General features: G+C 72.5%; 21 protein-coding genes and 1 pseudogene. 13 read left to right on the forward strand and 9 right to left on the reverse strand.

The window, feature by feature from the left end; all coding sequences use genetic code 11:
• From ABZ478_RS07095 to ABZ478_RS07105, 3 genes are all read left to right on the forward strand, one after another.
• Complete coding sequence (locus ABZ478_RS07095) at positions 1–2,133, forward strand: acetate--CoA ligase family protein (protein ID WP_359546084.1); 2,133 nt, start codon at positions 1–3, stop codon at positions 2,131–2,133.
• Positions 2,134–2,294: 161 nt separating this feature from the next.
• A complete protein-coding gene (locus ABZ478_RS07100; RefSeq protein WP_359546085.1) occupies positions 2,295–3,665 on the forward strand; it encodes an MFS transporter in 1,371 nt (456 codons plus the stop codon).
• A 1-nt stretch (position 3,666) separates the two neighbouring features.
• Positions 3,667–5,079, forward strand: coding sequence for an OFA family MFS transporter (locus ABZ478_RS07105; protein ID WP_359546087.1), 1,413 nt, complete (start codon positions 3,667–3,669; stop codon positions 5,077–5,079).
• Between the two features lie 138 nt (positions 5,080–5,217).
• Here ABZ478_RS07105 and ABZ478_RS07110 read toward each other — a convergent pair whose 3' ends face one another.
• The 4 genes from ABZ478_RS07110 to ABZ478_RS07125 all read right to left on the reverse strand — a co-directional run bounded on the left by ABZ478_RS07110 (position 5,218) and on the right by ABZ478_RS07125 (position 8,556).
• Positions 5,218–5,895, reverse strand: a complete 678-nt coding sequence (locus ABZ478_RS07110) for a GntR family transcriptional regulator (RefSeq protein ID WP_359546730.1) — start codon at positions 5,893–5,895, stop codon at positions 5,218–5,220.
• Between the two features lie 142 nt (positions 5,896–6,037).
• Positions 6,038–6,985 (reverse strand): beta-ketoacyl-ACP synthase III, encoded by a 948-nt coding sequence (locus tag ABZ478_RS07115; RefSeq protein ID WP_359546089.1) that lies wholly within the window; start codon positions 6,983–6,985, stop codon positions 6,038–6,040.
• Between the two features lie 139 nt (positions 6,986–7,124).
• A complete protein-coding gene (locus ABZ478_RS07120; protein WP_358927917.1) occupies positions 7,125–7,253 on the reverse strand; it encodes a hypothetical protein in 129 nt (42 codons plus the stop codon).
• Positions 7,228–8,556, reverse strand: coding sequence for an OFA family MFS transporter (locus tag ABZ478_RS07125; RefSeq protein ID WP_358927915.1), 1,329 nt, complete (start codon positions 8,554–8,556; stop codon positions 7,228–7,230). The genes ABZ478_RS07120 and ABZ478_RS07125 overlap by 26 nt, the downstream gene beginning before the upstream one ends.
• A 231-nt stretch (positions 8,557–8,787) precedes the next feature.
• Here ABZ478_RS07125 and ABZ478_RS07130 point away from each other — a divergent pair, with 231 nt between their 5' ends.
• From ABZ478_RS07130 to fdhD, 5 genes are read left to right on the forward strand one after another with little or no spacing between them, the layout of a single operon-like run.
• Positions 8,788–9,759 (forward strand): 2-dehydropantoate 2-reductase, encoded by a 972-nt coding sequence (locus tag ABZ478_RS07130; protein WP_359546091.1) that lies wholly within the window; start codon positions 8,788–8,790, stop codon positions 9,757–9,759.
• Entirely contained in the window at positions 9,756–11,675 is a 1,920-nt protein-coding gene (locus ABZ478_RS07135) for a molybdopterin-dependent oxidoreductase (RefSeq protein WP_359546093.1), read from the forward strand. The genes ABZ478_RS07130 and ABZ478_RS07135 overlap by 4 nt, the downstream gene beginning before the upstream one ends.
• Before the next feature lie 4 nt (positions 11,676–11,679).
• Complete coding sequence (locus ABZ478_RS07140) at positions 11,680–13,503, forward strand: NADH-ubiquinone oxidoreductase-F iron-sulfur binding region domain-containing protein (protein WP_359546095.1); 1,824 nt, start codon at positions 11,680–11,682, stop codon at positions 13,501–13,503.
• Positions 13,500–14,360, forward strand: coding sequence for a 2Fe-2S iron-sulfur cluster-binding protein (locus tag ABZ478_RS07145; protein ID WP_359546096.1), 861 nt, complete (start codon positions 13,500–13,502; stop codon positions 14,358–14,360). The genes ABZ478_RS07140 and ABZ478_RS07145 overlap by 4 nt, the downstream gene beginning before the upstream one ends.
• A gap of 7 nt (positions 14,361–14,367) precedes the next feature.
• On the forward strand, positions 14,368–15,216 hold the full coding sequence (gene fdhD, locus ABZ478_RS07150; RefSeq protein ID WP_359546097.1) for a formate dehydrogenase accessory sulfurtransferase FdhD: 849 nt from the start codon (positions 14,368–14,370) through the stop codon (positions 15,214–15,216).
• A gap of 228 nt (positions 15,217–15,444) precedes the next feature.
• Here fdhD and ABZ478_RS07155 read toward each other — a convergent pair whose 3' ends face one another.
• Positions 15,445–15,972, reverse strand: a complete 528-nt coding sequence (locus tag ABZ478_RS07155; protein ID WP_359546099.1) for an isochorismatase family protein — start codon at positions 15,970–15,972, stop codon at positions 15,445–15,447.
• A 19-nt stretch (positions 15,973–15,991) separates the two neighbouring features.
• Positions 15,992–16,429 carry a MarR family transcriptional regulator gene (locus tag ABZ478_RS07160; protein WP_359546101.1) on the reverse strand — a complete coding sequence of 146 codons (438 nt, stop codon included), beginning with the start codon at positions 16,427–16,429 and terminating at the stop codon, positions 15,992–15,994.
• Positions 16,430–16,552: 123 nt separating this feature from the next.
• Here ABZ478_RS07160 and ABZ478_RS07165 point away from each other — a divergent pair, with 123 nt between their 5' ends.
• Positions 16,553–17,470, forward strand: coding sequence for a zinc-binding dehydrogenase (locus ABZ478_RS07165; protein WP_359546102.1), 918 nt, complete (start codon positions 16,553–16,555; stop codon positions 17,468–17,470).
• Between the two features lie 125 nt (positions 17,471–17,595).
• The gene (locus tag ABZ478_RS07170) at positions 17,596–19,494 is read left to right on the forward strand and encodes a sialidase family protein (protein WP_359546103.1); all 1,899 of its coding nucleotides are present in this window, start codon (positions 17,596–17,598) and stop codon (positions 19,492–19,494) included.
• Positions 19,495–19,634: 140 nt separating this feature from the next.
• Here the strand turns inward: ABZ478_RS07170 and ABZ478_RS07175 are convergent, their stop codons facing one another.
• On the reverse strand, positions 19,635–20,642 hold the full coding sequence (locus ABZ478_RS07175) for a bile acid:sodium symporter family protein (protein ID WP_359546732.1): 1,008 nt from the start codon (positions 20,640–20,642) through the stop codon (positions 19,635–19,637).
• A 169-nt stretch (positions 20,643–20,811) separates the two neighbouring features.
• Between ABZ478_RS07175 and ABZ478_RS07180 the strand changes: the two genes are divergently transcribed.
• Complete coding sequence (locus tag ABZ478_RS07180) at positions 20,812–21,690, forward strand: LysR substrate-binding domain-containing protein (protein WP_359546105.1); 879 nt, start codon at positions 20,812–20,814, stop codon at positions 21,688–21,690.
• Here the strand turns inward: ABZ478_RS07180 and ABZ478_RS07185 are convergent.
• Positions 21,672–22,193 (reverse strand): annotated as a pseudogene (locus tag ABZ478_RS07185) (Lrp/AsnC family transcriptional regulator); the annotation flags it as partial. The gene ABZ478_RS07180 and the pseudogene ABZ478_RS07185 overlap by 19 nt on opposite strands.
• Before the next feature lie 463 nt (positions 22,194–22,656).
• Between ABZ478_RS07185 and ABZ478_RS07190 the strand changes: the two are divergent.
• Together ABZ478_RS07190 and ABZ478_RS07195 are read left to right on the forward strand one after the other, a co-directional pair.
• Positions 22,657–24,483 (forward strand): AMP-binding protein, encoded by a 1,827-nt coding sequence (locus tag ABZ478_RS07190; protein WP_359546107.1) that lies wholly within the window; start codon positions 22,657–22,659, stop codon positions 24,481–24,483.
• Between the two features lie 128 nt (positions 24,484–24,611).
• A complete protein-coding gene (locus tag ABZ478_RS07195; protein WP_359546109.1) occupies positions 24,612–25,448 on the forward strand; it encodes an aldo/keto reductase in 837 nt (278 codons plus the stop codon).
• 72 nt (positions 25,449–25,520) lie between these two features.
• On the opposite strand, the gene ABZ478_RS07200 is transcribed toward ABZ478_RS07195, so the two are convergent.
• Positions 25,521–26,132 carry a hypothetical protein gene (locus tag ABZ478_RS07200; RefSeq protein ID WP_359546111.1) on the reverse strand — a complete coding sequence of 204 codons (612 nt, stop codon included), beginning with the start codon at positions 26,130–26,132 and terminating at the stop codon, positions 25,521–25,523.
• Between the last annotated feature and the right edge of the window lie 120 nt (positions 26,133–26,252).

Genomic DNA, 26,252 nt, shown 5'->3' on the forward strand with positions numbered 1-26,252 from the left:
ATGGCGGAGGACCGGAAGCTGCGGGTGCGGTCGCTGCTCGGCTCCGTGCGGGCGGAGGGCCGTACGGCGCTGACGGCGCCCGAGGGCAAGGTGGTCGCCGACGCGTACGGGATCGCCGTACCGGGCGAGGCGCTGGCCCGGGACGTGGACGAGGCGGTGGCCGCCGCCGCGCGGTTCGGCGGGCCGGTGGTGCTGAAGATCGTCTCGCCGGACATCCTGCACAAGACCGACGCCGGTGGTGTCGTCGTCGGCGTGGAGGGCGCGGCGGACGTGCGGGCCGCGTTCTGCCGGATCATCCAGAACGCACGGGCGTACGACGCGCAAGCGCGGATCGACGGCGTGCAGGTGCAGGAGCTGGTGCCAGAGGGGCAGGAGGTCATCGTCGGCGCGGTCACCGATCCCACGTTCGGGAAGGTGGTGGCGTTCGGGCTCGGCGGGGTGCTGGTCGAGGTGCTGAAGGACGTGACCTTCCGGCTGGCTCCCGTGGACGCCGGCGAGGCCCTGTCGATGCTGGACTCCATCCGGTCGGCGGAGATCCTGCGCGGGGTGCGCGGCCGGGCCGCAGTGGACCGGTGGGCGCTCGCCGAGCAGATCCGGCGGGTGTCCGAACTGGTCGCGGACTTCCCGGAGATCGCCGAGGTCGACCTCAACCCGGTGATCGCGACCCCCGACGGCGCGACGGCGGCCGACATCCGGGTGATCCTTGCCGAGTCACCGGCGCCGCCGCGCCGGCGGTACACCCGCGACGAGATCCTGACCTCGATGCGCCGGCTGATGCAGCCCTCCTCCGTCGCCGTCATCGGCGCCTCGAACGAGCAGGGCAAGATCGGCAATTCGGTGATGCGCAACCTCGTGGACGGCGGCTTCGCCGGGGAGATCCATCCGGTGAACCCCAGGGCCGATGACATCCTCGGCCGCAAGGCGTACAAGAGTGTCACGGACGTTCCCGGTGAGGTGGATGTGGCCGTCTTCGCCATTCCCGCCAAGTTCGTGGCCGCGGCTCTGGAGGAGGTGGGACGGAAGAAGATCCCCAACGCCGTCCTCATCCCCTCCGGATTCGCGGAGACCGGCGAGCACGAACTCCAGGCGGAGATCGTGGCGATCGCCGAGCGGCACGGCGTCCGCCTGCTGGGCCCGAACATCTACGGCTACTACTCGACCTGGCAGGACCTGTGCGCCACGTTCTGCACGCCGTACGACGTCAAGGGCGGGGTGGCGCTGACCTCGCAGTCCGGGGGCATCGGCATGGCCGTCCTGGGCTTCGCCCGCACCACCAGGACGGGTGTGTCGGCGATCGTCGGCCTCGGCAACAAGTCCGACCTGGACGAGGACGACCTGCTCACCTGGTTCGGTGAGGACCCGCACACCGAGTGCATCGCCATGCACCTGGAGGACCTCAAGGACGGGCGGGCCTTCGTGGAGGCGGCCCGCGCCACCGTGCCGAGGAAGCCGGTGGTGGTGCTCAAGGCCGGGCGTACGGCGGCGGGCGCCCGGGCGGCCGGCTCGCACACCGGCGCGCTCGCCGGCGACGACGCGGTGTACGACGACATCCTGCGGCAGGCGGGGGTGATCCGGGCGCCCGGCCTGAACGACATGCTGGAGTACGCCCGGGCCCTTCCCGTCCTGCCCGCCCCGAAGGGCGACAACGTCGTGATCATCACCGGCGCGGGCGGCAGCGGGGTGCTGCTGTCGGACGCGGTGACGGACAACGGCCTGTCCCTGATGGAGATCCCGCCCGACCTGGACGAGGCGTTCCGCCGGTTCATCCCGCCGTTCGGCGCGGCGGGCAACCCGGTCGACATCACGGGCGGTGAACCGCCGTCCACGTACGAGGCGACGATCCGGCTGGGCCTGGAGGACCCGCGCGTCCACGCGCTGGTGCTCGGCTACTGGCACACGATCGTCACCCCGCCGATGGTGTTCGCCGAGCTGACCGCGCGTGTGGTCGCCGAGGCCCGGGAGCGCGGCATCGAGAAGCCGGTCGTGGCGTCCCTCGCGGGTGACGTGGAGGTCGAGGAGGCCTGCCAGTACCTGTACGAGCGGGGTGTGGTGGCGTACCCGTACACCACCGAGCGCCCGGTGGCCGTCCTCGGCGCGAAGTACAAGTGGGCGCGGGCCGCGGGGCTGCTGTGAGAGCGCGGGGCCAAGTGGCGGTCGGGGGGCGGTTCATGAGGTGAGTGATGTGGGGCCGGCCGGCGGTGCGCGTCGGCCGGCCCCGGGACCCGTGCGCGCACGAAAGGCATTGGACAGGGGGCGCTGGCCAGAACTTTCGACGCAAGGGGTGCAGCCGCAGCATGGAAACCACCGATCCATCCGCCTCCCTCCTGTGCAGGGAGGTGAGGGACCGCAGGGGCCGCGTGTACCGGGTCGGCGAGAGCGCCGCCGAGCTGACGGGCCGCGGCCGGATCTGGATGGCCGTCCTGCCCTGGGTGGGCACGACGGGCATCGCCTGCGCCGCTTACGTGTTCGTCGCGGCACAGAACTCCTCGGCCGGAGGCCGCCGTTGGGACACCGGTCTCCTGTGGCCGGCGGCCCTGTGGGCGTTGTCCCAGATGGCCGTCGCCCTCCCGGCCGGACGACTGCGGGAGAGCGGCCGGCTCTCCGCCCGCGCGGCCGTGACGGCGGGAGCGTCCGGCGCGTCGGCCGGGTGTCTCACGCTCGCCCTCGCGCCGGGCCCGGCGGCCGCGCGGCTCGCGTCCGCCGTGCTCGGCGGTGCCGGTGCCGGGCTGGTGCACGCGACCTGTCTGACGCTGCCGGGCAAGTGGTACCCGGAGCGCCGGGGCGGTCCGACCGGCTTCGTGGCCAGTGGGCTCGCGTTCGGCGCCGTACCGCTTCTCCCCGGTCTCGGGTCGCTCGGCGCACGGGCGGACCGGTCTGCCGTACCGGCCCTGACGGGCGCCGCGGTGTGTCTGGTCGTGGCGGCGGCCGGCCGGCTCCTCCGGGACCCGCCGCGTGACTGGTGGCCGCCGCATGCCGACCCGCTCACGGTGCCCGCCGATCCGGTCGCCCGGCGTGTACGGGAGAAGAACCCGCCCGCCGTACGTCAGTACTCGCCTCAAGAGGCGGCCCGCACACCGGTGTTGTGGCTGATGTGGCTGTGCCTGCTGGGCGCGGCCGGGGTGACCGTGCTCGGCCTCCGCCTGCTCACGTCGTACGGCCGGGTGCCGGGGCAGGGCGACGGGATCTGGTACGCGGTCGTCGCCGGCGGTGTGGTCTCGGCGGGTGCCGGGGCGCTGTCCGACCGTCTGGGGCGGCGCGCCACGCTGAGCGCGGTCTGTCTGCTGCTGGGCCTCGCGCAGTTCGGGGCGGTGCTCGCGGGCCGGACGGGCAGCGGTCCGCTGCTCCTCGGCTGCGCGGCGGCCACCGGGCTGGCCGGCGGGTCGGCCCTGGCGCTGGTCACCGCGCTGGCCGCGGACCACTTCGGTGAGAACCACAGTGCGGGCGTCCATGGACTGCTCGCCGTCTCCTGGCTCCTCCCGGTTCTGGCCTGCTTCGGCACGAGTGCCGCCGCGGCCGCCGCCCGGGACCCCCACGGGGCCTTCCTCGTGGCGGGCTGCACCGCGCTCGCCTGCGCCGTACTGGCGCTGTTCCTCAAGGCTCCGGGCCGTCCCAGTGCCCGGCGCATCGTCCCCAATCCCCACCCGCTCGGCGAGGAGATGGCCTGAGATGACGGCTGATCCGATGGCAACAAGGAACACGCCGGCCGATCCCGGCGCGGCGCACCGCTCGTACCGTGAAGTCACCGACTCCCGGGGGCGGGTCTACCGCGTCGGCGAGACGGACCGCGACATACTCGGCCACTCGCGCAGGCTGATGGTGTACCTGCCGTGGATATCGATGATGGCCATCAGCGTCTCGGAGTACGCCTACGGCTCCGCCGAGGACACCCTGTCCGCGGCGCACGGCTGGACGCAGAGCAACACGTTCTGGATCCTCAGCGTCTGGGTCTTCTTCCAGGCGGGCATCGCGTTCCCGGCCGGGTGGCTGCGCGAGCGGGGGATCCTCACCGCGCGCCGGGCGATGTACACCGGGGCGGCGATGTGCCTGCTCGGCTTCCTGGCGCTCTCCCACTTCGACGACGTCGCCCTCGCCATCACCGGCTTCGGCGTGGTGGGCGGTCTCGGCTCGGGGCTGATCTACGCGACCTGTATCAACATGGTCGGCAAGTGGTTCCCGGAACGGCGCGGAGCGAAGACCGGTTTCGTCAACGGCGGCTTCGCCTACGGCTCGCTGCCGTTCATCTTCATCTTCAACTACGCCTTCGACACCGGGAACTTCGACGAGGTGCTCGACCTGATCGGCGTCTATGTGCTGATGGTGGTGGCGGTCTGCGCGTTCTTCTTCAAGGACCCGCCGAAGAACTGGTGGCCGGCCGACGTCGACCCGCTGTCGCACTCCGGTAACGGCAGAAGCGCCGCGAGCCTGGCCAAGAACCCGCCGGCGGTACGGCAGTTCACGCCGAAGGAGGCCATCAGGACCGGCATGCTGCCGCTGATGTGGATCACGATCGTGATGACCGGCGGCGTCTCGATCTTCGGTATCTCGTTCCAGGTCGACTTCGCCAAGGAGATCGGCTTCGGCCCGCTGGTCGCGGCCTCCTCGATGGGTGTCATGGCCGTCATCAACGGAGTGGGACGTGCCGTGGTCGGCTGGCTGTCGGACCTGTGGGGCCGCAAGAGGGCCCTGATCTTCGTCATCGTCGTGCTGGGCCTCGCCCAGTTCGGCGTCATCTGGGCCGGTGACATCAAGAACGAGTGGCTGTTCCTGTTCTTCGCCTTCCTCTCCGGCTTCGGCGGCGGTGCCTTCTACCCGATGTTCGCCGCGCTGACCCCGGACTACTTCGGCGAGAACTACAACGCCACCAACTACGGCCTTGTCTACAGCGGCAAGCTGATCAGCGGCCTGTTCGGCGGCGGACTCGGCTCGATGGTGGTGGGCGCCTGGGGCTACAACGGCGCCTACGCGCTGGCCGGCGGCGTGTCGATGGTGGCCGCCGCGATCGCCCTGCTGCTGCGGCAGCCGGGCCGGGACGGCGGGCCGGAACCGGCACCGGCAGCGGAGCCGCGGCCGGCCGCCTGACGGCCGGGCCGCGGCGCCGGGTGCGGGTGACGGTCCACGGGGCCGTCGCCCGCATCCCTGTCACGCGCCCCGGCGAGGGCCTGCCGCCGGGGCGCGGACGCCGGAAGCCGTACGCCGAGGCTTCCGCACCCGGCCCGGTCAGGCCGTCTCGCGCTCGTGGTAGGAGCGGCGGGTGTGTTCGGTGTGTTCCCGCATCAGGTCGGCGGCGCGCGGCGCGTCGTGGGCCGTGATGGCGGTGATCAGCTCGCGGTGCTCGATCCAGGACTGGCTGCCGCGCCGGCGGGCCACCGGGGTGTAGTACCAGCGCACCCGGCGGTCGACCTGGGCGGCGAGTTCGGCGAGGACCGCGTTGCCGGCCAGGTCCATGATCTTGGCGTGGAAGGCGGCGTTCAGGGCGACCGCGCGGTCCACGTCGTCGTCGGTGACCGCCCGCTCGCCCTGGGCGCACAGCTCCTCCAGGGCTTCGGTGCCCTTCCGGTCGGCGTTCAGGGCGGCGAGCCGGGCCGCCTCCGCTTCCAGGAGCGTACGGACCGTCAGGAGCTGGTCGGCCTCCTCCTCGGTCGGCTCGTGCACGAACGCGCCCTGGGCGGGCCGCAGATCGACCCAGCCCTCGGTGTTCAGCCGTTGCAGCGCCTCGCGCACCGGCTGGCGGGAGACGCCCAGGTGCCCGGCGAGTTCGCTCTCCACCAGGTGCTGGCCGGGCCGCAGGGCGCGGGTGGTGATGAGTTCCAGCAGGGCCTCGTAGACGCGGTCGCGCAGCGGTCCGGGCCGTTCGAGTCTGGGTACGGCTCCCTGCGGCAGTCCGGTCGACAACATCACGGTCCCCCTCCTCGGCAGGCCGGTGCACAGCCGTGCGCCAATGGAGCCAGTATCAATTGTCTATCGTCTACAGTCTACTGCGCACAAAAGGCCAGGGGCAGGGGACGACGAACGCGTCACACACCGGTGCGCGCCGGCGTCAGGGGCAGCGGACGACCTGTCCCGCGTACGACAGGTTGCCGCCGAAGCCGAACAGCAGGGCCGCGTCGCCGCTGCGGACCGCGCCCTGCTCGAGCAGCTTGGACAGGGCGAGCGGGATGCTGGCCGCCGAGGTGTTGCCGGACTCGGTGACATCGCGCGCGACGACGGCGTTCACCGCGCCCAGCTTCCGCGCGAGCGGCTCGATGATGCGCAGGTTGGCCTGGTGCAGGACGACCGCGGCGAGGTCGGCTGGGTCGAGTCCGGCTCTCTCACAGGCGCGCCGGGCGATGGGCGGGAGCTGGGTGGTGGCCCAGCGGTAGACGCTCTGCCCCTCCTGCGCGAACCGGGGCGGGGTGCCCTCGATGCGGACCGCGTTGCCCATCTCCGGCACCGATCCCCACAGCACCGGACCGATCCCGGGCTCCTGGCCCGGCGCGCACGCCTCGACCACGGCGGCCCCGGCCCCGTCGCCGACCAGGACGCAGGTGCTGCGGTCGCTCCAGTCGGTGACCTCGGACATCTTGTCGGCGCCGATGACCAGCGCCCGGGTCGCCGCGCCCGCCCGTACCGTGTGGTCGGCGGTGGCGAGGGCGTGGGTGAACCCGGCGCAGACGACGTTGACGTCCATCGCGGCGGGGCGCGGGATGCCGAGGCGGGCGGCCACCCGGGCCGCGGTGTTCGGGGAGCGGTCGATGGCGGTGGAGGTGGCCACCAGCACCAGGTCGATGTCAGCGGGCGTGAGCCCGGCGGCGGCGAGTGCCTTGGCGGCCGCGTGCGCGGCGAGTTCGTCGACCGGCTCGTCGGGGCCCGCGATGTGCCGGGTCCGGATGCCCACCCGGCCGCGGATCCACTCGTCGCTGGTGTCGACCATGCCGGCCAGGTCCTCGTTGGTGAGCACCCTGGCGGGCTGGTAGTGGCCGATGGCCGCGATGCGCGAGCCGTGCATGTCGGGGGTCCCCCTCGTTGCCGTGGGTAGCGGGAGCCACCAGTCTGGTCAGTGACTCGCGAGTACGGCGGCAGGCGAGGGCACAGGAATCGGGCATCCGAGTTGTCGGCTTCCGTCACACCCTCGGACGCCCGAACATTCACCCTGTGAACAACTGCGTGGCCTTCCGTACCAGCTCGTACAACCCGTAGGCGAGCGGCGCGCCCACCCACAGCCAGGCGAGAAGGATCAGTCCCGGCCGGCTAGGCGGGCTGCTGTCGCTGGGCATCTGCTGCCTCCCTCGGGGCGGGGACGTGGTGGCGTACGTGCACGGGACGGACGAACTCGTTGGCGACGAAACCGACGACCAGCAGGCCGATCATGATGCCGAAGGACAGCCCGTACAGCGACGCTCCGTGCTTCCCGGCCTCCTCCTGCCGGTCGGCGATCCAGTTGACGATGAGGGGTCCGAGCACACCGGCCGTGGACCAGGCGGTGAGCAGCCGGCCGTGGATGGCGCCGACCTGGTAGGTGCCGAAGAGGTCCTTCAGATAGGCGGGGATCGTCGCGAAGCCGCCGCCGTAGAAGGAGAGGATCACCAGCGCGCACAGCACGAACAGCGGCTTCGAGGCGTCCCCGAACAGTGCGATCAGCAGGTACATCACGGCACCGGCGCCGAGGTAGACGCGATAGATGTTCTTGCGGCCGATCCGGTCGGAGGCGGAGGACCAGCCGATCCGGCCGGCCATGTTGGCGGCCGACAGCAGCGCGACGAACCCGGCGGCCGCCGAGGCCGACACCGGGGTGGAGCTGTCGGCGAAGAAGTCCGTGATCATCGGCGCGGCCTTCTCCAGGATGCCGATGCCCGCGGTCACGTTCATGCACAGCACCACCCACAGGCACCAGAACTGCGGGGTGCGCACGGCGCCGCGGGCGGAGACGCGTACGCCGGTGTCGGCGGCCGGTCCGCCCTCGGCCGGCCTCTCGGCGCGCGGCACGCGCACGAGCAGCACGCCGAGCGTCATGAAGACGGCGTACGTCAGTCCGTGCACGAGGAAGGCGAGCGCGATCCCGGAGTGGCCGGTGCCGAAGGACTCCAGCATCTGCGCCGACCACGGCGAGGCGATCAGCGCGCCGCCGCCGAAGCCCATGATGGCGATACCGGTGGCCATGCCGGGCCGGTCCGGGAACCACTTGATCAGGGTGGACACGGGCGAGATGTAGCCGATGCCGAGGCCGATCCCGCCGACGAAGCCGTAGCCGAGGACGATCAGCCAGTACTGCCGTGTCTCGGCACCGAGCGCGGAGAGCAGGAAGCCGGAGGAGAAGCAGACGAGGGCCACGGTCATCGCCCAGCGGGGCCCGTTGCGCTCGACCAGCGTGCCGCCGAACGCGGCCGACAGGCCGAGCATCACGATCGCGAGCTGGAAGGGCAGCGCGCTGCGGGTGCCGTCGAGATGCAGTGCGGACTCGAGCGGCGGCTTGAACACGCTCCAGGCGTAGGCCTGGCCGATGGACAGGTGGACGGACAGGGCGGCGGGCGGGACCAGCCAGCGGCTCCAGCCCGGGGGTGCGACAGGGGGGCTGCTCATGACGCCGAACGGTAGGACCGGTTCCGGAAGTTGAGAAGACGCGCCGTCGACCGTATGCGGTGAACGGTATGCGAATGGCGCTCAACGGTCGCCGCGCGAACCCTTGCCGGGCTCCCCTCCATACTGTAGACAATATTTCGTCGACAGGATTCGGCCTGATCCGAGTCACGGGCCGAAGGCCCTCAAGCCCCCCACCTCCGCGGTATCCCTCGACCGAACGGAGTGCTCCCTGTGAAAGTCGCAGTCCTCGGCGCCGGTGCGATCGGCGCCTACGTCGGTGCCGCGCTCCACCGCGCCGGCGCCGATGTGCACCTCATAGCCCGTGGACCGCATCTCGCGGCCATGAGGCGGTACGGAGTACGGGTGGTCAGTCCGCGCGGTGACTTCACCGCGCACCCCGGCGCCACCGGCGACCCCGCCGAAGTGGGCCCGGCCGACGTGGTGTTCCTGGGCCTGAAGGCCAACGCGTACGCGGCGTGCGGGCCGCTGATCGAGCCGCTGCTGCACGAGCGCACCGCGGTGGTGGCCGCCCAGAACGGCATCCCCTGGTGGTACTTCCACCGGCACGGCGGCCCGCACGACGGCCGGCGGATCGAGAGCGTCGACCCGGGCGGCGCGGTCAGCGCCGTCCTCGCGCCCGAACGGGCCGTGGGCTGCGTCGTCTACGCGGCGACCGAACTCCAGGCGCCGGGCGTCGTACGCCACCTGGAGGGCACCCGGTTCGCCATCGGCGAGCCCGGCCGCGGCCTGTCGGCCCGCTGCCTGGACTTCAGCGAGGCGATGCGGGCCGGCGGCCTGAAGTGCCCGGTGGAGCGGGACCTGCGCGGTGACATCTGGGTCAAACTGCTCGGCAACATCTCCTTCAACCCGATCAGCGCCCTGTCCCGGGCCACGATGCGGCAGATGTGCCTGCACGGCGGCACCCGCCGGGTCATCGAGACCATGATGCGCGAGACCCTGGCCGTCGCCGAGGCACTGGGCTGCGAGGTCGGCGTCTCCGTCGAACGGCGGCTCGCGGGCGCGGAACGCGTCGGCGACCACCGCACCTCCACGCTCCAGGACCTGGAGCGCGGCAGACCGCTGGAGCTCGACGTGCTGCTCGCGGCCGTCGTCGAACTCGCGGAGATCACCGGTGTGCCCGTGCCCACCCTGCGCACCGTGCACGCCATCTCGGACCTGCTCGCGCTGAGGAGCGCCGCATGAGGAACCGGCAGCCCAGGACGTACACCCGGCTCACCCATCCGCTGGTGCGCGACTCGCGCGACGAGCCGCTGAGGCGCGCGAGCTGGGAGGAGGCACTGGACCGCGCCGCCCGGGGCCTCGAACGCAACCGGGGCGCGTTCGGGATGTTCTCCTGTTCGCGCGCCACCAACGAGATGAACTACGTGGCCCAGAAGTTCGCCCGGGTGGTGATGGGCACCCACAACGTCGACTCCTGCAACCGGACCTGTCACGCGCCCAGCGTCGCCGGGCTGTCGGCCGCGTTCGGATCCGGCGGCGGCACCTCGTCGTACGAGGAGGTCGAGCACACCGACGTCGTCGTGATGTGGGGCTCCAACGCCCGTTTCGCGCACCCGATCTTCTTCCAGCACGTGCTGAAGGGGATCCGCGACGGCGCCCGGATGTACGCGGTCGACCCGCGGCGGACGTCCACCGCCGAGTGGGCGGAGAGCTGGCTGGGGCTGAACGTGGGCACCGACATCCCGATGGCGCACGCGATCGGCCGGGAGATCATCCACGCCGGCCTGGCCAACGAGACGTTCATCGAGCGGGCCACCTCCGGCTTCGAGGAGTACGCGAGGCTGGTCGAGCCGTGGACGCTGTCGCTCGCCGAGAAGGTGACGGGTGTGCCGGCCCCCGCCATCAGGGAGCTGGCGCACGCCTACGCCCGCGCCGAGCGGGCCCAGTTGTGCTGGACGCTCGGCATCACCGAGCACCACAACGGCACCGACAACGTGCGCGCGCTGATCAACCTGTCCCTGCTCACCGGCCACGTCGGCCGCTACGGCTCGGGGCTGCAGCCGCTGCGCGGGCAGAACAACGTGCAGGGCGGCGGCGACATGGGGGCGATCCCCAACCGGCTGCCGGGCTTCCAGGACGTCCTCGACCCGGACGTGCGGCGGAAGTTCGAGTCCGCCTGGGGCACCGTCATCGAGCCGCGGCACGGACTGAACCTGACGGAGATGTTCGAGGCGATGGAGCGGGGCTCGCTGCGGGCGGTGTACTGCGTCGGGGAGAACCCGGCGCAGTCGGAGGCCGACAGCGAACAGGCCGTACGGCGGCTGTCCGGGCTGGACTTCCTGGTGGTGCAGGACATATTCCTCACGAGGACGGCCGAGCTGGCGGACGTGGTGCTGCCGGCGACCGCCGGGTGGGCGGAGACGGAGGGCACCACCACCAACAGCGAGCGCCGGGTGCAGCGGGTGCGCCGGGCGGTGACCCCGCCCGGTGAGGCCCGCGAGGACATCGACATCATCTGCGAGCTGGCCTCCCGGCTCGGCCACGACTGGAAGTACGCCGACGCGGAGGCCGTCTGGAACGAGCTGCGGTCGGTCTCACCGGACCACTACGGGATGACGTACGAGCGGCTGGCCGAGCACCAGGGCATCCAGTGGCCGTGCCCGAGCACCGAACGGATCGAACCGGTCTATCTGCACGGCCGGCTGTGGGAGGCGGACCCCGAACGGCGCGGTCTCGCGGCGCCGTTCGGGCTGGTCCAGCACGATCCGCCGGTGGACCTCACGGACGAGGAGTACCCGATCCGGCTCACCACCGGACGGCGCCTGGACTCGTACAACACCGGTGTGCAGAGTGGGGGTTTCGCCTCTCCGCTGCGGCGCGGCGAGTACGTCGAGCTGTGCCCGGAGGACGCCGAGCGGTACGGCGTCGTGGTCGGCGAGCAGGTGCGGGTGGCCTCGCGGCGCGGGTCGGTGCTGGCGCCGGTGTGGATCGACACCGCGCTGCGGCCCGGCCTCGCCTTCATGACCATGCACTTTCCCGACGAGGTGGACACCAACCGGCTGACGATCGAGGCGAACTGCCCGATCGCGGGGACGGCGGAGTTCAAGGCGTCGGCGATCCGGATCGAGAAGCTCCCGGCCACGACGTACGTGAGGTGAGGGTGTGGATCTGCACTTCGGTGACAGCAAGCCGACGGACGAGGAACGCGCGGCGGTCGACGCGCTGCTGGGTCCACCGGAGTCCTCCTGGGAGGGGGCCGACCGCACCGACGCCGATCTGCGGTGGGCGCGCGGCGGCCGGGCGGCCCGGGACCGGCGCGATCTGCTGCTGCCGGGGCTGCACGCGATCAACGACCGGATCGGCTGGATCAGCGAGGGCGCGCTCGGCTACCTGTGCCGGCGGCTGACCGTGCCGCCGGCGGAGGCCTACGGCGTGGCCAGTTTCTACGCCATGTTCTCGCTGCGGCCGCGCCCGGCGACCGTGCTGCACGTCTGCACGGACCTGGCCTGTACGGCCGCCGGGGCGGGCGAGCTGTGCGCGGGGGTGGAGGCGCGGCTCGGCCCCGGCAGCGGGGTGAGCGTCGAGCGCGCCCCGTGTCTCGGCCTGTGCGAGCGCGCCCCGGCGGCGCTCGCGATCCGGGCAGGCGACCCGGTGCGCACCGCCGTGGCGGCACCGGCCACCGTCGGGGCGGCCGTGGACGCGGCGGCCGGGCCCGACGCGGCGCCCGAGGAGCCGCCGGCCGTCCTGGCCGTGCCGCAGGCCGGGCAGGAGGACCTGCTCCTGCTGCGCCGGGTCGGCGTCGTCGACCCCTCCTCGCTGGACGACTACCGGGCGCACGGCGGCTACACGGCCCTGCGCCGGGCCTTCGAACTGGGCCCCGCCGGGGTGATCAGGGAGGTCACCGACTCGGGTCTGGTGGGGCGGGGCGGCGCCGCGTTCCCCACCGGCCGCAAGTGGCAGGCCACGGCGTCGCAGCCGGACCGTCCGCACTACCTGGTGTGCAACGCCGACGAGTCCGAGCCCGGCACCTTCAAGGACCGGGTGCTGCTGGAGGGCGACCCGTACGCGCTGGTGGAGGCGATCACGATCGCGTCGTACGCGATCTCCGCGCACCGGGCCTTCGTCTACGTCCGCGGCGAGTACCCGAGGGCCCTGCACCGGCTTCGGCACGCGATCGGGCAGGCCCGGATCCGCGGGCTGCTCGGCGACGACATCCTCGGCCAGGGCTATGCCCTGGACATCGAGATCCGGCGCGGCGCCGGCGCCTACATCTGCGGCGAGGAGACGGCGCTGTTCAACTCGATCGAGGGCCACCGGGGCGAACCCCGCTCCAAGCCGCCGTTCCCGGTGGAGAAGGGCCTGTTCGGCAGGCCGACGGTCGAGAACAATGTGGAGACGCTGGTCAACGTGCTTGCGGTGCTGGAGCTGGGGGCGCCGGCGTACGCCGCGATCGGCACCGGCGCCTCCACCGGACCCAAGCTGTTCTGCGTCTCGGGCAGTGTGGAGCGGCCCGGCGTGTACGAGCTTCCGTTCGGCGCGACCCTCGGCGAGCTGCTGCGGCGTGCCGGGGTGCGGGAGGGGCTGCGGGCGGTGCTGCTGGGCGGCGCGGCCGGCGGCTTCGTACGGCCGGACGAACTAGGCCTCCCGCTCACCTTCGAGGGCACCCGGAAGGCCGGGACCACGCTCGGTTCCGGTGTGGTGATGGCCTTCGACGCCACCGTCCCGCTGCCCCGGCTGCTGCTGCGCATCGCCGAGTTCTTCCGTGACGAGTCCTGCGGGCAGTGCGTGCCGTGCCGGGTGGGGACGGTACGGCAGGAGGAGGCGCTGCGCCGGATCGTGGACCGCACCGGGGCCGGGGCGGCCGACGACATCGCCCTGCTGCGCGAGGTGGGCCGGGCGATGCGGGACGCCTCGATCTGCGGTCTCGGCCAGACCGCCTGGAACGCCGTGGAATCCGCGATCGACCGTCTGGGGGCGTACGAATGACCGTCACACCGCTGGGGATCCCGCGCCGCCTGCTGGAGTTCACCGTCGACGGCGAGCCGGTGCGGGTGCCGGAGGGCTCCACCGTCCTGGACGGGTGCCGGGCGGCGGGCAAGGACGTCCCGACCCTGTGCCAGGGCGACACGCTGCGGCCGCGGAACGCCTGCCGGGTGTGCGTGGTGGAGGTGGAGGGGTCGCGGACGCTGGTCCCGGCCTGTTCCCGCCGGGCCGAGCCCGGGATGGAGGTCCGGACCGGCACGGAGCGGGCCCGGCACAGCCGCAGGATCGTCCTGGAGCTGCTCGCCTCCTCGGTCGACCTGTCGACGACCCCCGGAGCGGCCGAGTGGCTCAAGGAGTACGAGGCGAAGCCGGACCGGTTCGGCCCGGACGCCGCGCGGCTGAACGAGGAGCCGAGGGTCGACAACGAGCTGTACGTGCGCGACTACGACAAGTGCGTGCTGTGCTACAAGTGCGTCGACGCCTGCGGGGAGCAGTGGCAGAACACTTTCGCCATCGCGGTCGCCGGCCGGGGGTTCGACGCGCGGATCGCCGTCGAGCACGACGGGCCGCTGACCGACTCGGCCTGTGTGTACTGCGGGAACTGCGTCGAGGTGTGCCCGACCGGGGCGCTGTCGTTCAAGTCGGAGTTCGACATGCGGGCGGCGGGTATCTGGGACGAGTCCGGGCAGACGGAGACGACGACGGTGTGCGCGTACTGCGGAGTGGGCTGCAACCTCACACTCCATGTGCAGGACAATGAGATCGTCAAGGTCACCTCACCGCACGACAATCCGGTGACCCACGGCAACCTCTGCATCAAGGGCCGTTTCGGCTACCAGCACGTACAGAACCGGGGCTGATCAGGACATGGGACGAGTCACGGAACGCCGCAAGGTCCTCCGCATCCGGGAGGGGGCGGTCTCCACCCGGCCGGACACGCTCGTCGCCGAGGAACCACTGGAGATCCGGCTGAACGGCAAGCCCCTCGCGATCACCATGCGCACACCGGGCGACGACTTCGCGCTGGCGGCCGGGTTCCTGGTGAGCGAGGGCGTGCTGGGCACCGGGGCCGATCTGCTGAACATCGTCTACTGCGCGGGGGCGACCGCGGACGGCTCCAACACGTACAACGTGGTCGACGTGAAGACCGCGCCGGGCGTGGCGCTGCCCGACTTCAGCCTGGAGCGGAACGTGTACACGTCCTCCTCGTGCGGCCTGTGCGGCAAGGCCAGCCTGGACGCCGTCCGCACCACCACGCGCTGGCCCATCGCCGACACTCCCCCGGTCCGGGTCACCCCCGAGCTGCTGGCGGCCCTGCCCGACCGGCTGCGGGCCGCCCAGCGGGTCTTCGACCGCACCGGGGGTCTGCACGCGGCGGCCCTGTTCGGCGAGGACGGGGAGCTGCTGGACGTGCGGGAGGACGTGGGCCGGCACAACGCGGTCGACAAACTGGTCGGACGTGCGCTGCAGAACGGCGACCTGCCGTTGTCCCGCACGATCCTGCTGGTCTCGGGCCGTGCCTCGTTCGAGCTGGCGCAGAAGGCCGTGATGGCGGGCATCCCGGTGCTCGCGGCCGTGTCGGCGCCCTCGTCGCTGGCCGTCGACCTGGCCGCCGAGACGGGCCTGACCCTGGTGGGCTTCCTGCGGGGCAGCTCGATGAACGTGTACGCGGGCGAGGACCGCGTCGCCCTGCCGGCCACGGCCGCGCAGGGCTGACCGGTTCCCCGCGGCACGGTGGCGGGGCCCCTGCCGGCGGGGAGCGCCCCCTGCGCCGCGGGGGCCCCGCTGATCGACCGGCCGGTCGGGGCCGGTCAGCCGCGCGTGCTGCGCGCGGTCGGTCAGGCCCTCCGCCGGACGTGAGTCGCGGTCGACCGGCCTCTCACCGCACGTGAGTCGCGGTCGACCGGCCTCTCCACCGCACCTGAGCCGCGGTCGACCGCCCGCTCAGCCGCGCGTCAGGCGCAGGTCGCGCGCCTTGACCACCGTGCCCAGCCGCGGGAAGTCGAGCCGGACCGACGCCTCGTGCTCGGGGGCGGTGAGCGCGGCCATGGCGTCCTCGACGAAGACCAGGTCGTAGCCGAGGTCGGCGGCGGCGCGGGCGGTGGACTCGACACCGAGGTTGGTGGCGATGCCACCGAACACCAGCGTGCGGACGCCGCGTTCGCGCAGCCGCTCGTCGAGGCCGGTGCCCTGGAAGCCGCCGATGGTGCGCTTGACCACCTCCACGTCGCCGTCCCGGCGCAGCCCGGCCACAAGACCGCTGCCGGGCGGCTGTTCGGCGACCGTGGGGCGTTCGACCCGGATCAGCACGACGAGCGCCCCGGCCGCGCGGAACGCGGTGGCCAGCTCCTCGGCGGTGGTGAGCACGTCGGTGCCCTTGCGGGGTTCCAGGGGCAGCGCGACGACGCGGTCCATCAGGTCGACGAGGACGAGGGCGGTGCGCCGGGGGTCGAGCGCGGGGGCTGCGGTCATGACGGAACGTTAACCGCCGTCAGCCGACGGTGCCGGAAATCCGGATCAACAGGCCCATGAACTGATCGCGTTCAGTCGTCGACAGCGGGGCGAGCAGTTCGTCGTTGGCTTCGCGGGCCGCCTTCTCGCAGCGGACGAGCAGACGGGCGCCGTCCTCGGTGAGGGACACGGCGTTCTTGCGCCGGTCCTTCGGGTCGGGGGCACGCAGGACGAAGCCGGCGGACTGCAGGTCGTTGAGGACGCCGACCAGGTCCTTGGCGTCGAGACCGACCCCGCGGCCGAGGTCGGCCTGGGCGACGGGCGCCAGGTCGCGGACGGCGGAGAGGACCACGTGGTGCCACATCCTCATACCCTCGGCGGCGAGGGCGTCGGCGACCAGGGCGCGGCCACGGGCGGCGGCCCGGCCGAGGACCCAGCTGGGCAGGGCACGGATGGCGGGGAGGGGTGCTTCGGCCATGACCGCAGCCTAGCCAGAAATCCTTGGACTTCCCAACGAATCTTCATTACCGTTGGGGCCACCAACGAATTCATGGGTGTTCCCCACGACTCGCCGGGCGGTGTCCGGCGTCCGGAGGCTGCGATGCGCCGTGTCCGCTACGAGTCCACCGGCGGTCCGCTGTTCGTGGAGGAGGCCGCCGTTCCCGAGCCGGGCGCCGGTGAGCTGCTGGTGCGCTGCGAGGCGGTCGGCGTCACGCTGCCCGTCGTCCGCAAGGTGACCGAGTCCGCCGAGCCGGTGCCGCTGGGCGGTGAGATCGCCGGCGTGGCGGTGGCCGCCGGCGAGGGCGTGACCCGCTTCCGGGCCGGCGACCGGGTGACCGGGCTGTGCTTCGGCCACGGCTACGCCGACTTCGCCCTGCTGCACGAGGCGATGGCCTCTCCCGTCCCCGACGGCGCGACCTGTGTCGACGCGGTCGCGCTGGTGCGCAGCGGGCTGGTGGCCCTCGGCGCGCTGCACGCGGCGGGTCCGGTGCGCGGTGAGACGGTGCTCGTCACGGCCGCGGCGAGCGGGGTCGGGCAGCTCGCGGTGCGGCTGGCGCGCGTGCGGGGTGCGCGGCGGGTGGTGGGCGCCGTCTCCGACCCGGCGAAAGCCGGCTTCGTCCGCTCGCTCGGCGCGGACGACTGCGTCCGGTACGGCGACGGAGAGTGGGGAGAGCCTTACGACTGCGTACTGGACGCGGTCGGCGGCGATCTGCTCACCCCCGCTCTCGCCGCGCTCGCGCCGCACGGCCGGCTGGTCGCCTACAGTTCCGGCGGCGGCACGATCCGGGCGTACGACCTGCTGGTCGGCGCCAAGTCGGTGATCGGTTTCCAGATGGCACTGATCGCCCGCGGCCAGCCGGAGCTGTACGAGCGGTGGCGGCGGGAGCTGTGGCGGCTGTTCTCCGACGGCACCCTGAAGCCCGCCGTGCACGGCGAGTTCGCGCTGGAGGACGCCGCGAAGGCGCACGAGGCGATCGCCGCACGGGCCAATCTCGGCAAGGTCGTCCTGCGGCCGTAGCGGCGCGGCGGACTTCCGGTGCCGCACGCTTCTTGTGAGGCGTGGGGGCCCCAACTACCTTCGATAAGGCGCACGTTGGACATGGGATGTCCGAATGTCCGGCCGACGAAGGGCAGGCCCCACCGATGCCGTCAGGTCCCCGCGCCCGTCTCAGAACTCTGCTTCGCGCACGCTTCCGAGGTGCGCTGATCCTCACCGTCGCCACGGCCGCGCTGCTCGTGGTGCCGGCCCGGCCCCACCCGGCCCACGCCCAGCCCGTCGGCCAGGCGGCCGGGTTCGAGCAGCGGATCCTCTTCAAGGCCGCCCAGGACCCCGGTTACGCCTGCTTCCGCATCCCGGCGGTCGTGCGCACGGCCGACGGCTCGCTGCTGGCCTTCGCCGAGGGCCGCGTCCTCAACTGCGGGGACGCGGCCGACATCGACATCGTGCTCAAGCGTTCCACCGACGGCGGCCGCACCTGGGGCCCGCTGACGGTGGTCAACGAGGGCGCCGGCGACACCCACGGCAACCCGGCGCCGGTCGTGGACCGGGACACCGGCCGGGTGTGGCTGGCGGAGACGTACAACACCGGCCGCGCCGACGGCGCCGGGTGTGCCGTGCCCTGCGACCGCACCCCGCACCTGCAGTACAGCGACGACGACGGCCTCACCTGGTCCGAGCCGCGTGACCTGAGCCCCGAGATCCTGCCCGCCGACTGGAACTCCTGGTACGCGACCGGGCCGGTGCACGGTGTCCAGCTGACCCGCGGCCGGTACGCGGGCCGGCTGGTGTTCGGCGTCAACACCGAGACCTGGGACGGCAGCCGGGTCACCGCCAACCACGCGGCGCTCGTCGTCAGCGACGACCACGGCGGCCACTGGCGCGTCGGCGCCACCGACACCTGGCCGATCGCCGCCGACGGCACCTTCCGGCAGAAGCCCTCCGAGCTCACCCTCACCGAGCGCACGGACGGATCCGTGCTGGTCAGCGGCCGGGAACAGGACGGCACCGACCTCGGCCACCGCACCCAGACCGTCAGCCGGGACGGCGGCGGCAGCTTCGCCGCGCCCTTCCACGGCCTGCCGGACCTCTACACGCCGCAGGTGCAGGGCGCCGTGCTGCGACTGGGCGACCGCCTCCTGCTCTCCTGCCCCGCCGACCCAGACCGCCGCCGCACGATGATGATCCGTTCCTCCTACGACGGCGGCCGGACCTGGGACAGCGTGGACCGCGGCACCGTCGTCACCACGGACTGGTCCGGCTACTCGGACCTGGTGCGGGCCGGCCGCGACACGGTGGGTCTGCTGTACGAGGGCGGGACGGCCGACGCGCGCGACGAGATCCGCTTCGCCCGCTTCACCGAGGACTGGCTCGCCCCGCGCCGCGGCCCCGATCCGCACACCGCCGACCTGGCCCCGCACGCCCGCCCCGCCGCGGTGCTCGGCGGCGCCGCGCGTACGGACGGCGTGTCCGGCGGCGCGCTCCGGTTCGACGGCACCGACGACGCCGTACGCCTGCCCTTCCGCACCGGGCTTCCGCTCGGCGCCGGGGACTTCACCGCGTCGCTGTGGTTCCGCTACACGGCGGCCGCCGGGGAGCAGCCGCTGCTGTGGATGGGCGGCATCGGCACCAGCCAGCCCCAGGTGTGGCTGCGCGGCGAGCCGGCGAACGGCAGGGTGCAGGGCCTCATCACGGTGCGGGACGGCGCGGCCGCGCCGCGTACCGCGTACGTGCGCACCGCTACCGCGTACAACGACGGCGAGTGGCACCACGCGGTGCTGCGCCGGGGCGGCGGCAGGCTGGCGCTGTCCGTCGACGGTACCGAGGCGGCCACCGCCGACGTGCCGGGCTCGGTCAGCCGCAACTCCCCCTTCGGGGTGCACCTCGGCGAGCGCATGGACAGCCGCGCCCACTTCACCGGAGCGATCGACGAGGTGCGCGTCTGGGACCGCGCCCTGTCCGACCCGGAGCTGTCCGATCCGAAGGTGCTGCGGTCCCCGAAGGACACCGTGCTGTGGCTGCCGCTGGACCGGGTCGGCGGCTGAGAGCGGGCACCGGGGCCACGGCTGACGGCGGGCACCGGGCCCGCTGCCGGCGACGGACCCGGATCGGCGGCCGGAGACGGACCCGGATCGGCGGCCGGAGACGGACCCGGATCGGCGGCCGGCGGTCGACCGGGCGGGCCTCAGCGGGAGCCGGTGCCGACCGTGGTGCGTGACGCCGCGGCCGGCCCGGCCGGTGCCTCGACGGCCTCCGGGTCGTGGGCGCGCCGCTTGGCGATGACCGCGCACACCATGAGCTGCATCTGGTGGAAGAGCATCAGCGGCAGCACGGCCAGGGAGGCGTGGGCGCCGAACAGGACGCTCGCCATGGGCAGCCCGGAGGCGAGGGACTTCTTCGAACCGGCGAACTGGATCGCGATCCGGTCCGCCCGGCCGAACCCGAGCGCCCGGGCGCCGTACCACGTCAGCAGCAGCATCACGGTCAGGAGCACGCCCTCGACGGCGAGCAGCGCTCCCAGCCGGACGGCGCTCACCTGGTGCCAGATGCCCTGGGTCATGCCCTCGCTGAACGCGGTGTAGACGACCAGCAGGATCGAACCGCGGTCGACCAGGCCGAGCACCTTCTTGTGCCGGGCGACGAAACCGCCGATCCACCGGCGCAGCACCTGCCCCGCGACGAACGGCACCAGCAGCTGCAGCACGATCTTCACCAGCGAGTCGGCGGAGAACCCGCCGCCGCCGCTGCCCAGCAGAGCGGCCGCCAGCAACGGGGTCGCGACGATGCCCACCAGGGAGGAGAACGAGCCGGCGCAGATGGCGGCGGGCACGTTGCCGCGGGCGATCGAGGTGAACGCGATCGACGACTGGATCGTGGACGGCACCAGCGTCAGGAACAGCAGCCCCTGGTACAGCGGCTGGGTCAGCAGCACCGGGACCAGTCCGCGGGCGGCCAGGCCCAGCACCGGGAAGACCACGAAGGTGCAGGCCAGCACCGTGCCGTGCAGACGCCAGTGGCGCAGGCCGTCCAGCGCCTCGCGGGTGGAGAGCCGGGCGCCGTAGAGGAAGAACAGGAAGGCGATCGCCGCCGTGGACGCCCCGGAGGCCACGTCCGCGCCCGTGCCGTGGGCCGGGAGGAGCGCCGCGAGCCCCACCGTGCCGATCAGCAGCACGATGTACGGGTCGATCGGCATCCAGCTCGGCCAGTGCGGGCGTTTCACGGTGCTCCACTCGCTGTTCGTCGGGTACGTCCACGGGCCCGGAGGGGCCCTCTCCATCGTCCTCCTTCCCTCGCCGATCGGGAATCCGGCATACCACTCTGACTGTCATCGCAATCCGCGATGACCACGCTAGGCTGCCGGTGTGTACGACCCCACCCAGCTGCGCACCTTCCTGGCGGTCGCCCAGACGCTGAGCTTCACGCAGGCCGCCCGGCGTCTGGGGCTGCGCCAGTCGACGGTCAGCCAGCACGTGCGGCGGCTGGAGGACGCCACCGGCCGCCAGCTCTTCGCCCGGGACACCCACTCGGTGGAGCTGACCGAGGACGGCGAGGCCATGCTGGGCTTCGCCCGCCGGCTGCTGGAGGTGCACGAGCAGGCGACGGCGTTCTTCACCGGCACCCGGGTGCGCGGGCGGCTGCGCTTCGGCGCCTCGGAGGACTTCGTCCTCACCCGGCTGCCGGAGATCCTGGAGCGCTTCCGCCAGGACCATCCCGAGGTCGACCTGGAGCTGACCGTCGAGCTGTCCGGCACCCTGCACGAGCGTCTCGCGGCGGGCAAGCTGGACCTGGTGCTGGCCAAGCGGCGGCCCGAGGATCCGCGCGGCGAGCTGGTGTGGCGCGACGACCTGGTGTGGATCGGCTCCGAGAACCTGCGCCTGGACCCCGACCGCCCGGTCCCGCTCATCGTGTATCCCCCGCCGGGCATCACCCGGGCCCGCGCGCTGGAGGCGCTGGAGGCCCAGGGCCGCGAGTGGCGGATCGTGTGCACCAGCGGCAGCCTCAACGGCCTCGTCGCCGCGGCCCGCGCCGGGCTGGGTGTCATGGCCCACTCCAGGCGCCTGATCCCGCCGGGCCTGTTCCGGCTGCCGGAGCGTCCGTCACTGCCGGAGCTGGGCAAGGTCGACTTCGTCCTGGTGCACGGCAGGCGTCGGGGCGCCGCGGACGCCGCCGCGAACGCGCTGGCGGCGGCGATCCTGACGGGCGGCGACCGGCTGCACGGACGTCAGCGTGGCGGGCGCTGATACGTGAGCTGCTTCACCCGCCGCAGGAACGGAGTGGTCTCCACGTGCTGGACTCCCGCCAGCCGGCCGAGTGGGCCGCTGAGGTAGGCGTACAGGCCGGCGGTGTCGCGGACCACGGCGGTGGCGACGATGTGGGACGGGCCCGCGGTCGCGGCGGCGAAGGCGATCTCGTCGTGGCCGGCGAGGGCCTGGCCGACGGTGTGCAGGGCGGCGGGGGCGGTCGTGATCCACAGCTCGACCGGCCGGGGGTGTCCGAGGATCGCCGCGTCGTACTCCACGTCGACGTACACCGCCTTGGAGGCGAGCAGCACGGCGAGACGGCGTTTGACGGCGGACTCGGAGCGGCCGGTGGCGCGTTGCAGTTCGGGGTAGCCGGCCCGGCCGTCGCGGTGCAGGACGGCGGGGAGCGGTTCGTCCTCCGGTTCGATGCGAGCCGGTCCGGCGGGAGCCGGGAGCGCGGGACGCAGGGCGTCGATCTGCTCGTCGCTGAGCGGGCCTGAACGGGACGCTGGTGGCCGCTGGGTTCGTGGGGCTCGTCGCGGGCGCCGCGGTGCCGGTCCTGGTGCGCACACCCCGGGCCGGGTCCGGGGCCGGAACGGCGGCGCAGGCCGCCGCGGCGCCACGGAAGGCGGTCGCTCCGCGCGGGTGACGGACGCGGACCCGGCGTGCGCGGAGGGCCGTCCCCGTGGCCCGGGGGACCGCCCTCACGGTCGTCGGGCCAGGTCCGCTAGGGGTAAGCGCGTCGTACAGATTCGGTGGAGATTACGGTCCCGAAAGTTACTGACCCGTCAGTATTGTGTCCGGCCCTTACCCATGTGAGGGCATTTTCCACTCGACGGCGGGCAGGAAGGTGAGGTTTGCTCGATTTCCGCCCCCCTCCCGCCGGGCTGACGGGTGGGGTAGCTTTCACGGCGCTGTGCGGAGCATCGCGCGCGTGACCGAAAAGTAAGGACGGGGAGCGAGGGATTGCACGAGTTCACCACCCCTCCGTTGACGTCGGCGCCGCCCGTGGGCGGACTGGCCGACGCCGTCTTCGAGCGTGCCCGGACCGACCCCCTGCACGTGGCGCTGGGCCGCAAGGACGAGTCCGGGCAGTGGCGGGACGTGACCTCCGCCGAGTTCCGGGACGAGGTCCTCGCCCTGGCCAAGGGCCTGCTCGCCCGGGGCATCCGGTTCGGCGACCGGATCGCCGTCATGTCCCGCACGCGCTACGAGTGGACCCTGTTCGACTTCGCGCTGTGGACGATCGGCGCGCAGGTGGTCCCCGTCTATCCGACGTCCTCGGCGGAGCAGTGCTTCTGGATGCTGTACGACGCCGAGGTGACGGCGGCGATCGTGGAGCACGAGGACCACGCGATGACCATCGCCACCGTGATCGACCGGCTGCCGCAACTGCGTGAGCTGTGGCAGCTCGACTCGGGCTGTGTGCAGGAGCTGTACGACGCCGGGGCCTACCTGGACGACGAGGTGGTGCACCGGCACCGGCAGGCGGTCACCCCGGAGTCGGTCGCGACGATCATCTACACCTCGGGCACGACCGGCCGCCCCAAGGGCTGTGTGCTGTCCCACGGCAACCTCATGTACGAGGCGGACACGGTCATCCGGCGCTGGGATCCGGTGTTCCACACCAAGAAGGGCGACGAGGCCTCCACCCTGCTGTTCCTGCCGCTCGCGCACGTCTTCGGCCGGATGGTCGAGGTCGCCACGATCCGCGGCGGGGTCCGTCTCGGCCACCAGCCGCAGTTGCACGCGGCCGCCCTGCTGCCCGACCTGCAGGCCTTCCGGCCGACGTTCATCCTCGCGGTGCCGTACATCTTCGAGAAGGTGTTCAACTCGGCCCGGCGCAAGGCGGAGAAGGAGGGCCGGGACGGGCCCTTCGAGAAGGCCGTCGACATCGCGGTGAGGTACGCGGACGCCGTCGAGGCCAAGGCATGGGGCACCGGCCCCGGCCCGTCGGCCGGTCTGCGGATGCAGCACCAGCTCTTCGACAAGCTCGTGTACTCCAAGGTGCGTGCGGCGATGGGCGGCCGCATCCGCAACGCCATGTCCGGCGGCTCCGCGATGGACCGGCGGCTCGGCCTGTTCTTCGCCGGCGCCGGGGTGCAGATCTACGAGGGCTACGGCCTGACCGAGTCCTCGGCGGCCGCCACCGCCAACCCGCCCGAGCGCACCCGCTACGGCACCGTGGGGCAGCCCATCCCGGGTGTCACCGTGCACATCGCCGACGACGGCGAGGTCTGGCTGCACGGCGGCAACGTGTTCCAGGGCTACCTCAACAACCAGAAGGCCACCGACGGGACCCTGCACGACGGCTGGCTCGCCACCGGTGACCTCGGCGCGCTGGACGAGGACGGCTATCTGACGATCACCGGCCGCAAGAAGGAGATCCTGGTGACCTCCGGCGGCAAGAGCGTCTCCCCGGGGGTGCTGGAGGAGCGGGTGCGCGAGCACCCGCTGATCAACCAGTGCATCGTCGTCGGCAACGACCGGCCGTACATCGCCGCCCTGGTCACCCTCGACCAGGAGGCCGTCGAGCACTGGCTGCAGATGCGCGGCAAGCCCCGGCTAAGTCCCGCGCAGCTGGTACGCGACCCGGATCTGGAGACGGAGGTGCGGCGGGCCGTGGTCGCCGCCAACACCCTGGTCTCCCAGGCCGAGTCGATCCGCACCTTCCGCATCCTGGCGCAGCCGTTCACCGAGGAGCACGGCCTGCTCACCCCGTCGCTGAAACTGAAGCGCAAGGCCATCGAGAAGGCCTACGTGGGCGAGGTCGAGGCGCTGTACCAGGCCTGAGGGCGCGCCGCGGGCCGGCGGCACCGGCAGGATTTCCCGGCGCGGATCGCGCCGTCAGGAATGCATCGGGGCCCGTGATCGTTGACGATGGTGTACCACCTGTCGACAACCGAAGGATCAACGAGCTCGTGAGCAGCAAGGTCCCCCCGATCATCCTCAACAACGGCGTCGAGATGCCCCAGCTGGGCTTCGGCGTCTGGCAGGTGCCGGACGACGAGGCCGAGCGGGCCGTCGCCACGGCCCTCGAGGCCGGGTACCGCAGCATCGACACAGCGGCGATCTACGGCAACGAAGAGGGCACCGGCAAGGCCATCGCCGCCTCCGGCCTGCCGCGCGAGGACATCTTCGTCACCACCAAGCTCTGGAACAGCGACCAGGGGTACGACTCCACGCTGCGCGCGTTCGACGCGTCGCTGGAGAAGCTGGGTCTCGACTATCTGGACCTGTACCTCATCCACTGGCCGCTGCCGTCCCGGGACACCTACGTCGACACCTACAAGGCGTTCGAGAAGCTGTACGCCGACGGCCGGGTGAAGGCGATCGGCGTCTCCAACTTCCTTCCCGAACACCTGCGCCGGCTCATCGCCGAGACCTCGGTCGTGCCGGCCGTCAACCAGATCGAGCTGCACCCGCACCTGCAGCAGCACCAGCCCCGCGAGCTCCACGCGGAGCAGGGCATCGCCACCGAGGCCTGGTCGCCGCTCGGCCAGGGCAAGGGCCTGCTGGAGGTGCCGGCGATCGTCGCCATCGCGCGGAAGCACGGCCGTACTCCGGCCCAGGTCGTGCTGCGCTGGCACGTCCAGCTCGGCAACGTCGTGATCCCGAAGTCCGTGACGCCGTCGCGGATCAAGGAGAACATCCAGGTGTTCGACTTCAGCCTGGACGACGAGGACCTCGCGGCCATCGGCGCGCTGAACGAGGACCGGCGTCTCGGCCCGGACCCGGCCACGTTCGACCTGGGCTGACCCCCGCACGGTGAACGGCCGTCCGTACCGCCGCACGGGCGGGGCGGACGGCCGTTTCCCGGACCCGCGTATTCAGCCGAGGCGCACGTCCGCGTGCACGACCTCGAACTCCTCCAGACTCACGACGCTCACCCGCGCCTTCGCCACGCCCTCGTGGCGGGCCGCCGCCTGGCCGGCCCGGGAGGCGGCCATCGAGGCGCGGTCGACGAAGAGGGTGCCGACCTGGCCCCGGCCCCGCTCCCGGTCGACGAGCAGGGCGGCCCGCGCGAGGCCCGGCAGGGTCTCCAGGCGCGGGAGGACGGTCGAGCGGAAGGTGTCCACGAACAGGCCGGCGTCCGCGGGATCGAACTCCACCCGGGAGACGCGCAGCCCGCCACCCATGCGCGGCACCTGCAGCGAGCGGTGGACGGCCGCCTCGAGGTTCTCCACCGCCAGGGTGCCGGCGAACGGCTCCAGGAGCGATTCCCTGTGCCGCCGCATCACGGTGTCGCTGTTGTCGCGCGCCTCCTCGGAGGACCACCAGCTCACCGCCAGCAGCTTGCCCAGTTCGTGGTCGGTGAAGACGCCGGCCCCGAGGTAGCCGGGGCGTTCCTCGAGCAGTTCCCGTCCCTCGGTGTTCAGGGCCCGGACCGCCGTGTCGATCTTCGCCGGGTCGCCGGTCACGTAGACGGTGCGCACGAACATGACATCTCGCCTCCGCGTGCCCTGTGGCCTCTCGCTTCGACATGAACCAGTCTTCCGTGTGAGGCAAAGCCCCGCAAAACCGAACACAACGCCGACTCTCGCACAGAGACTTGACGATGG

The organism is Streptomyces sp. NPDC005706 (assembly GCF_040631045.1).
Taxonomy (GTDB): Bacteria; Actinomycetota; Actinomycetes; order Streptomycetales; family Streptomycetaceae; genus Streptomyces.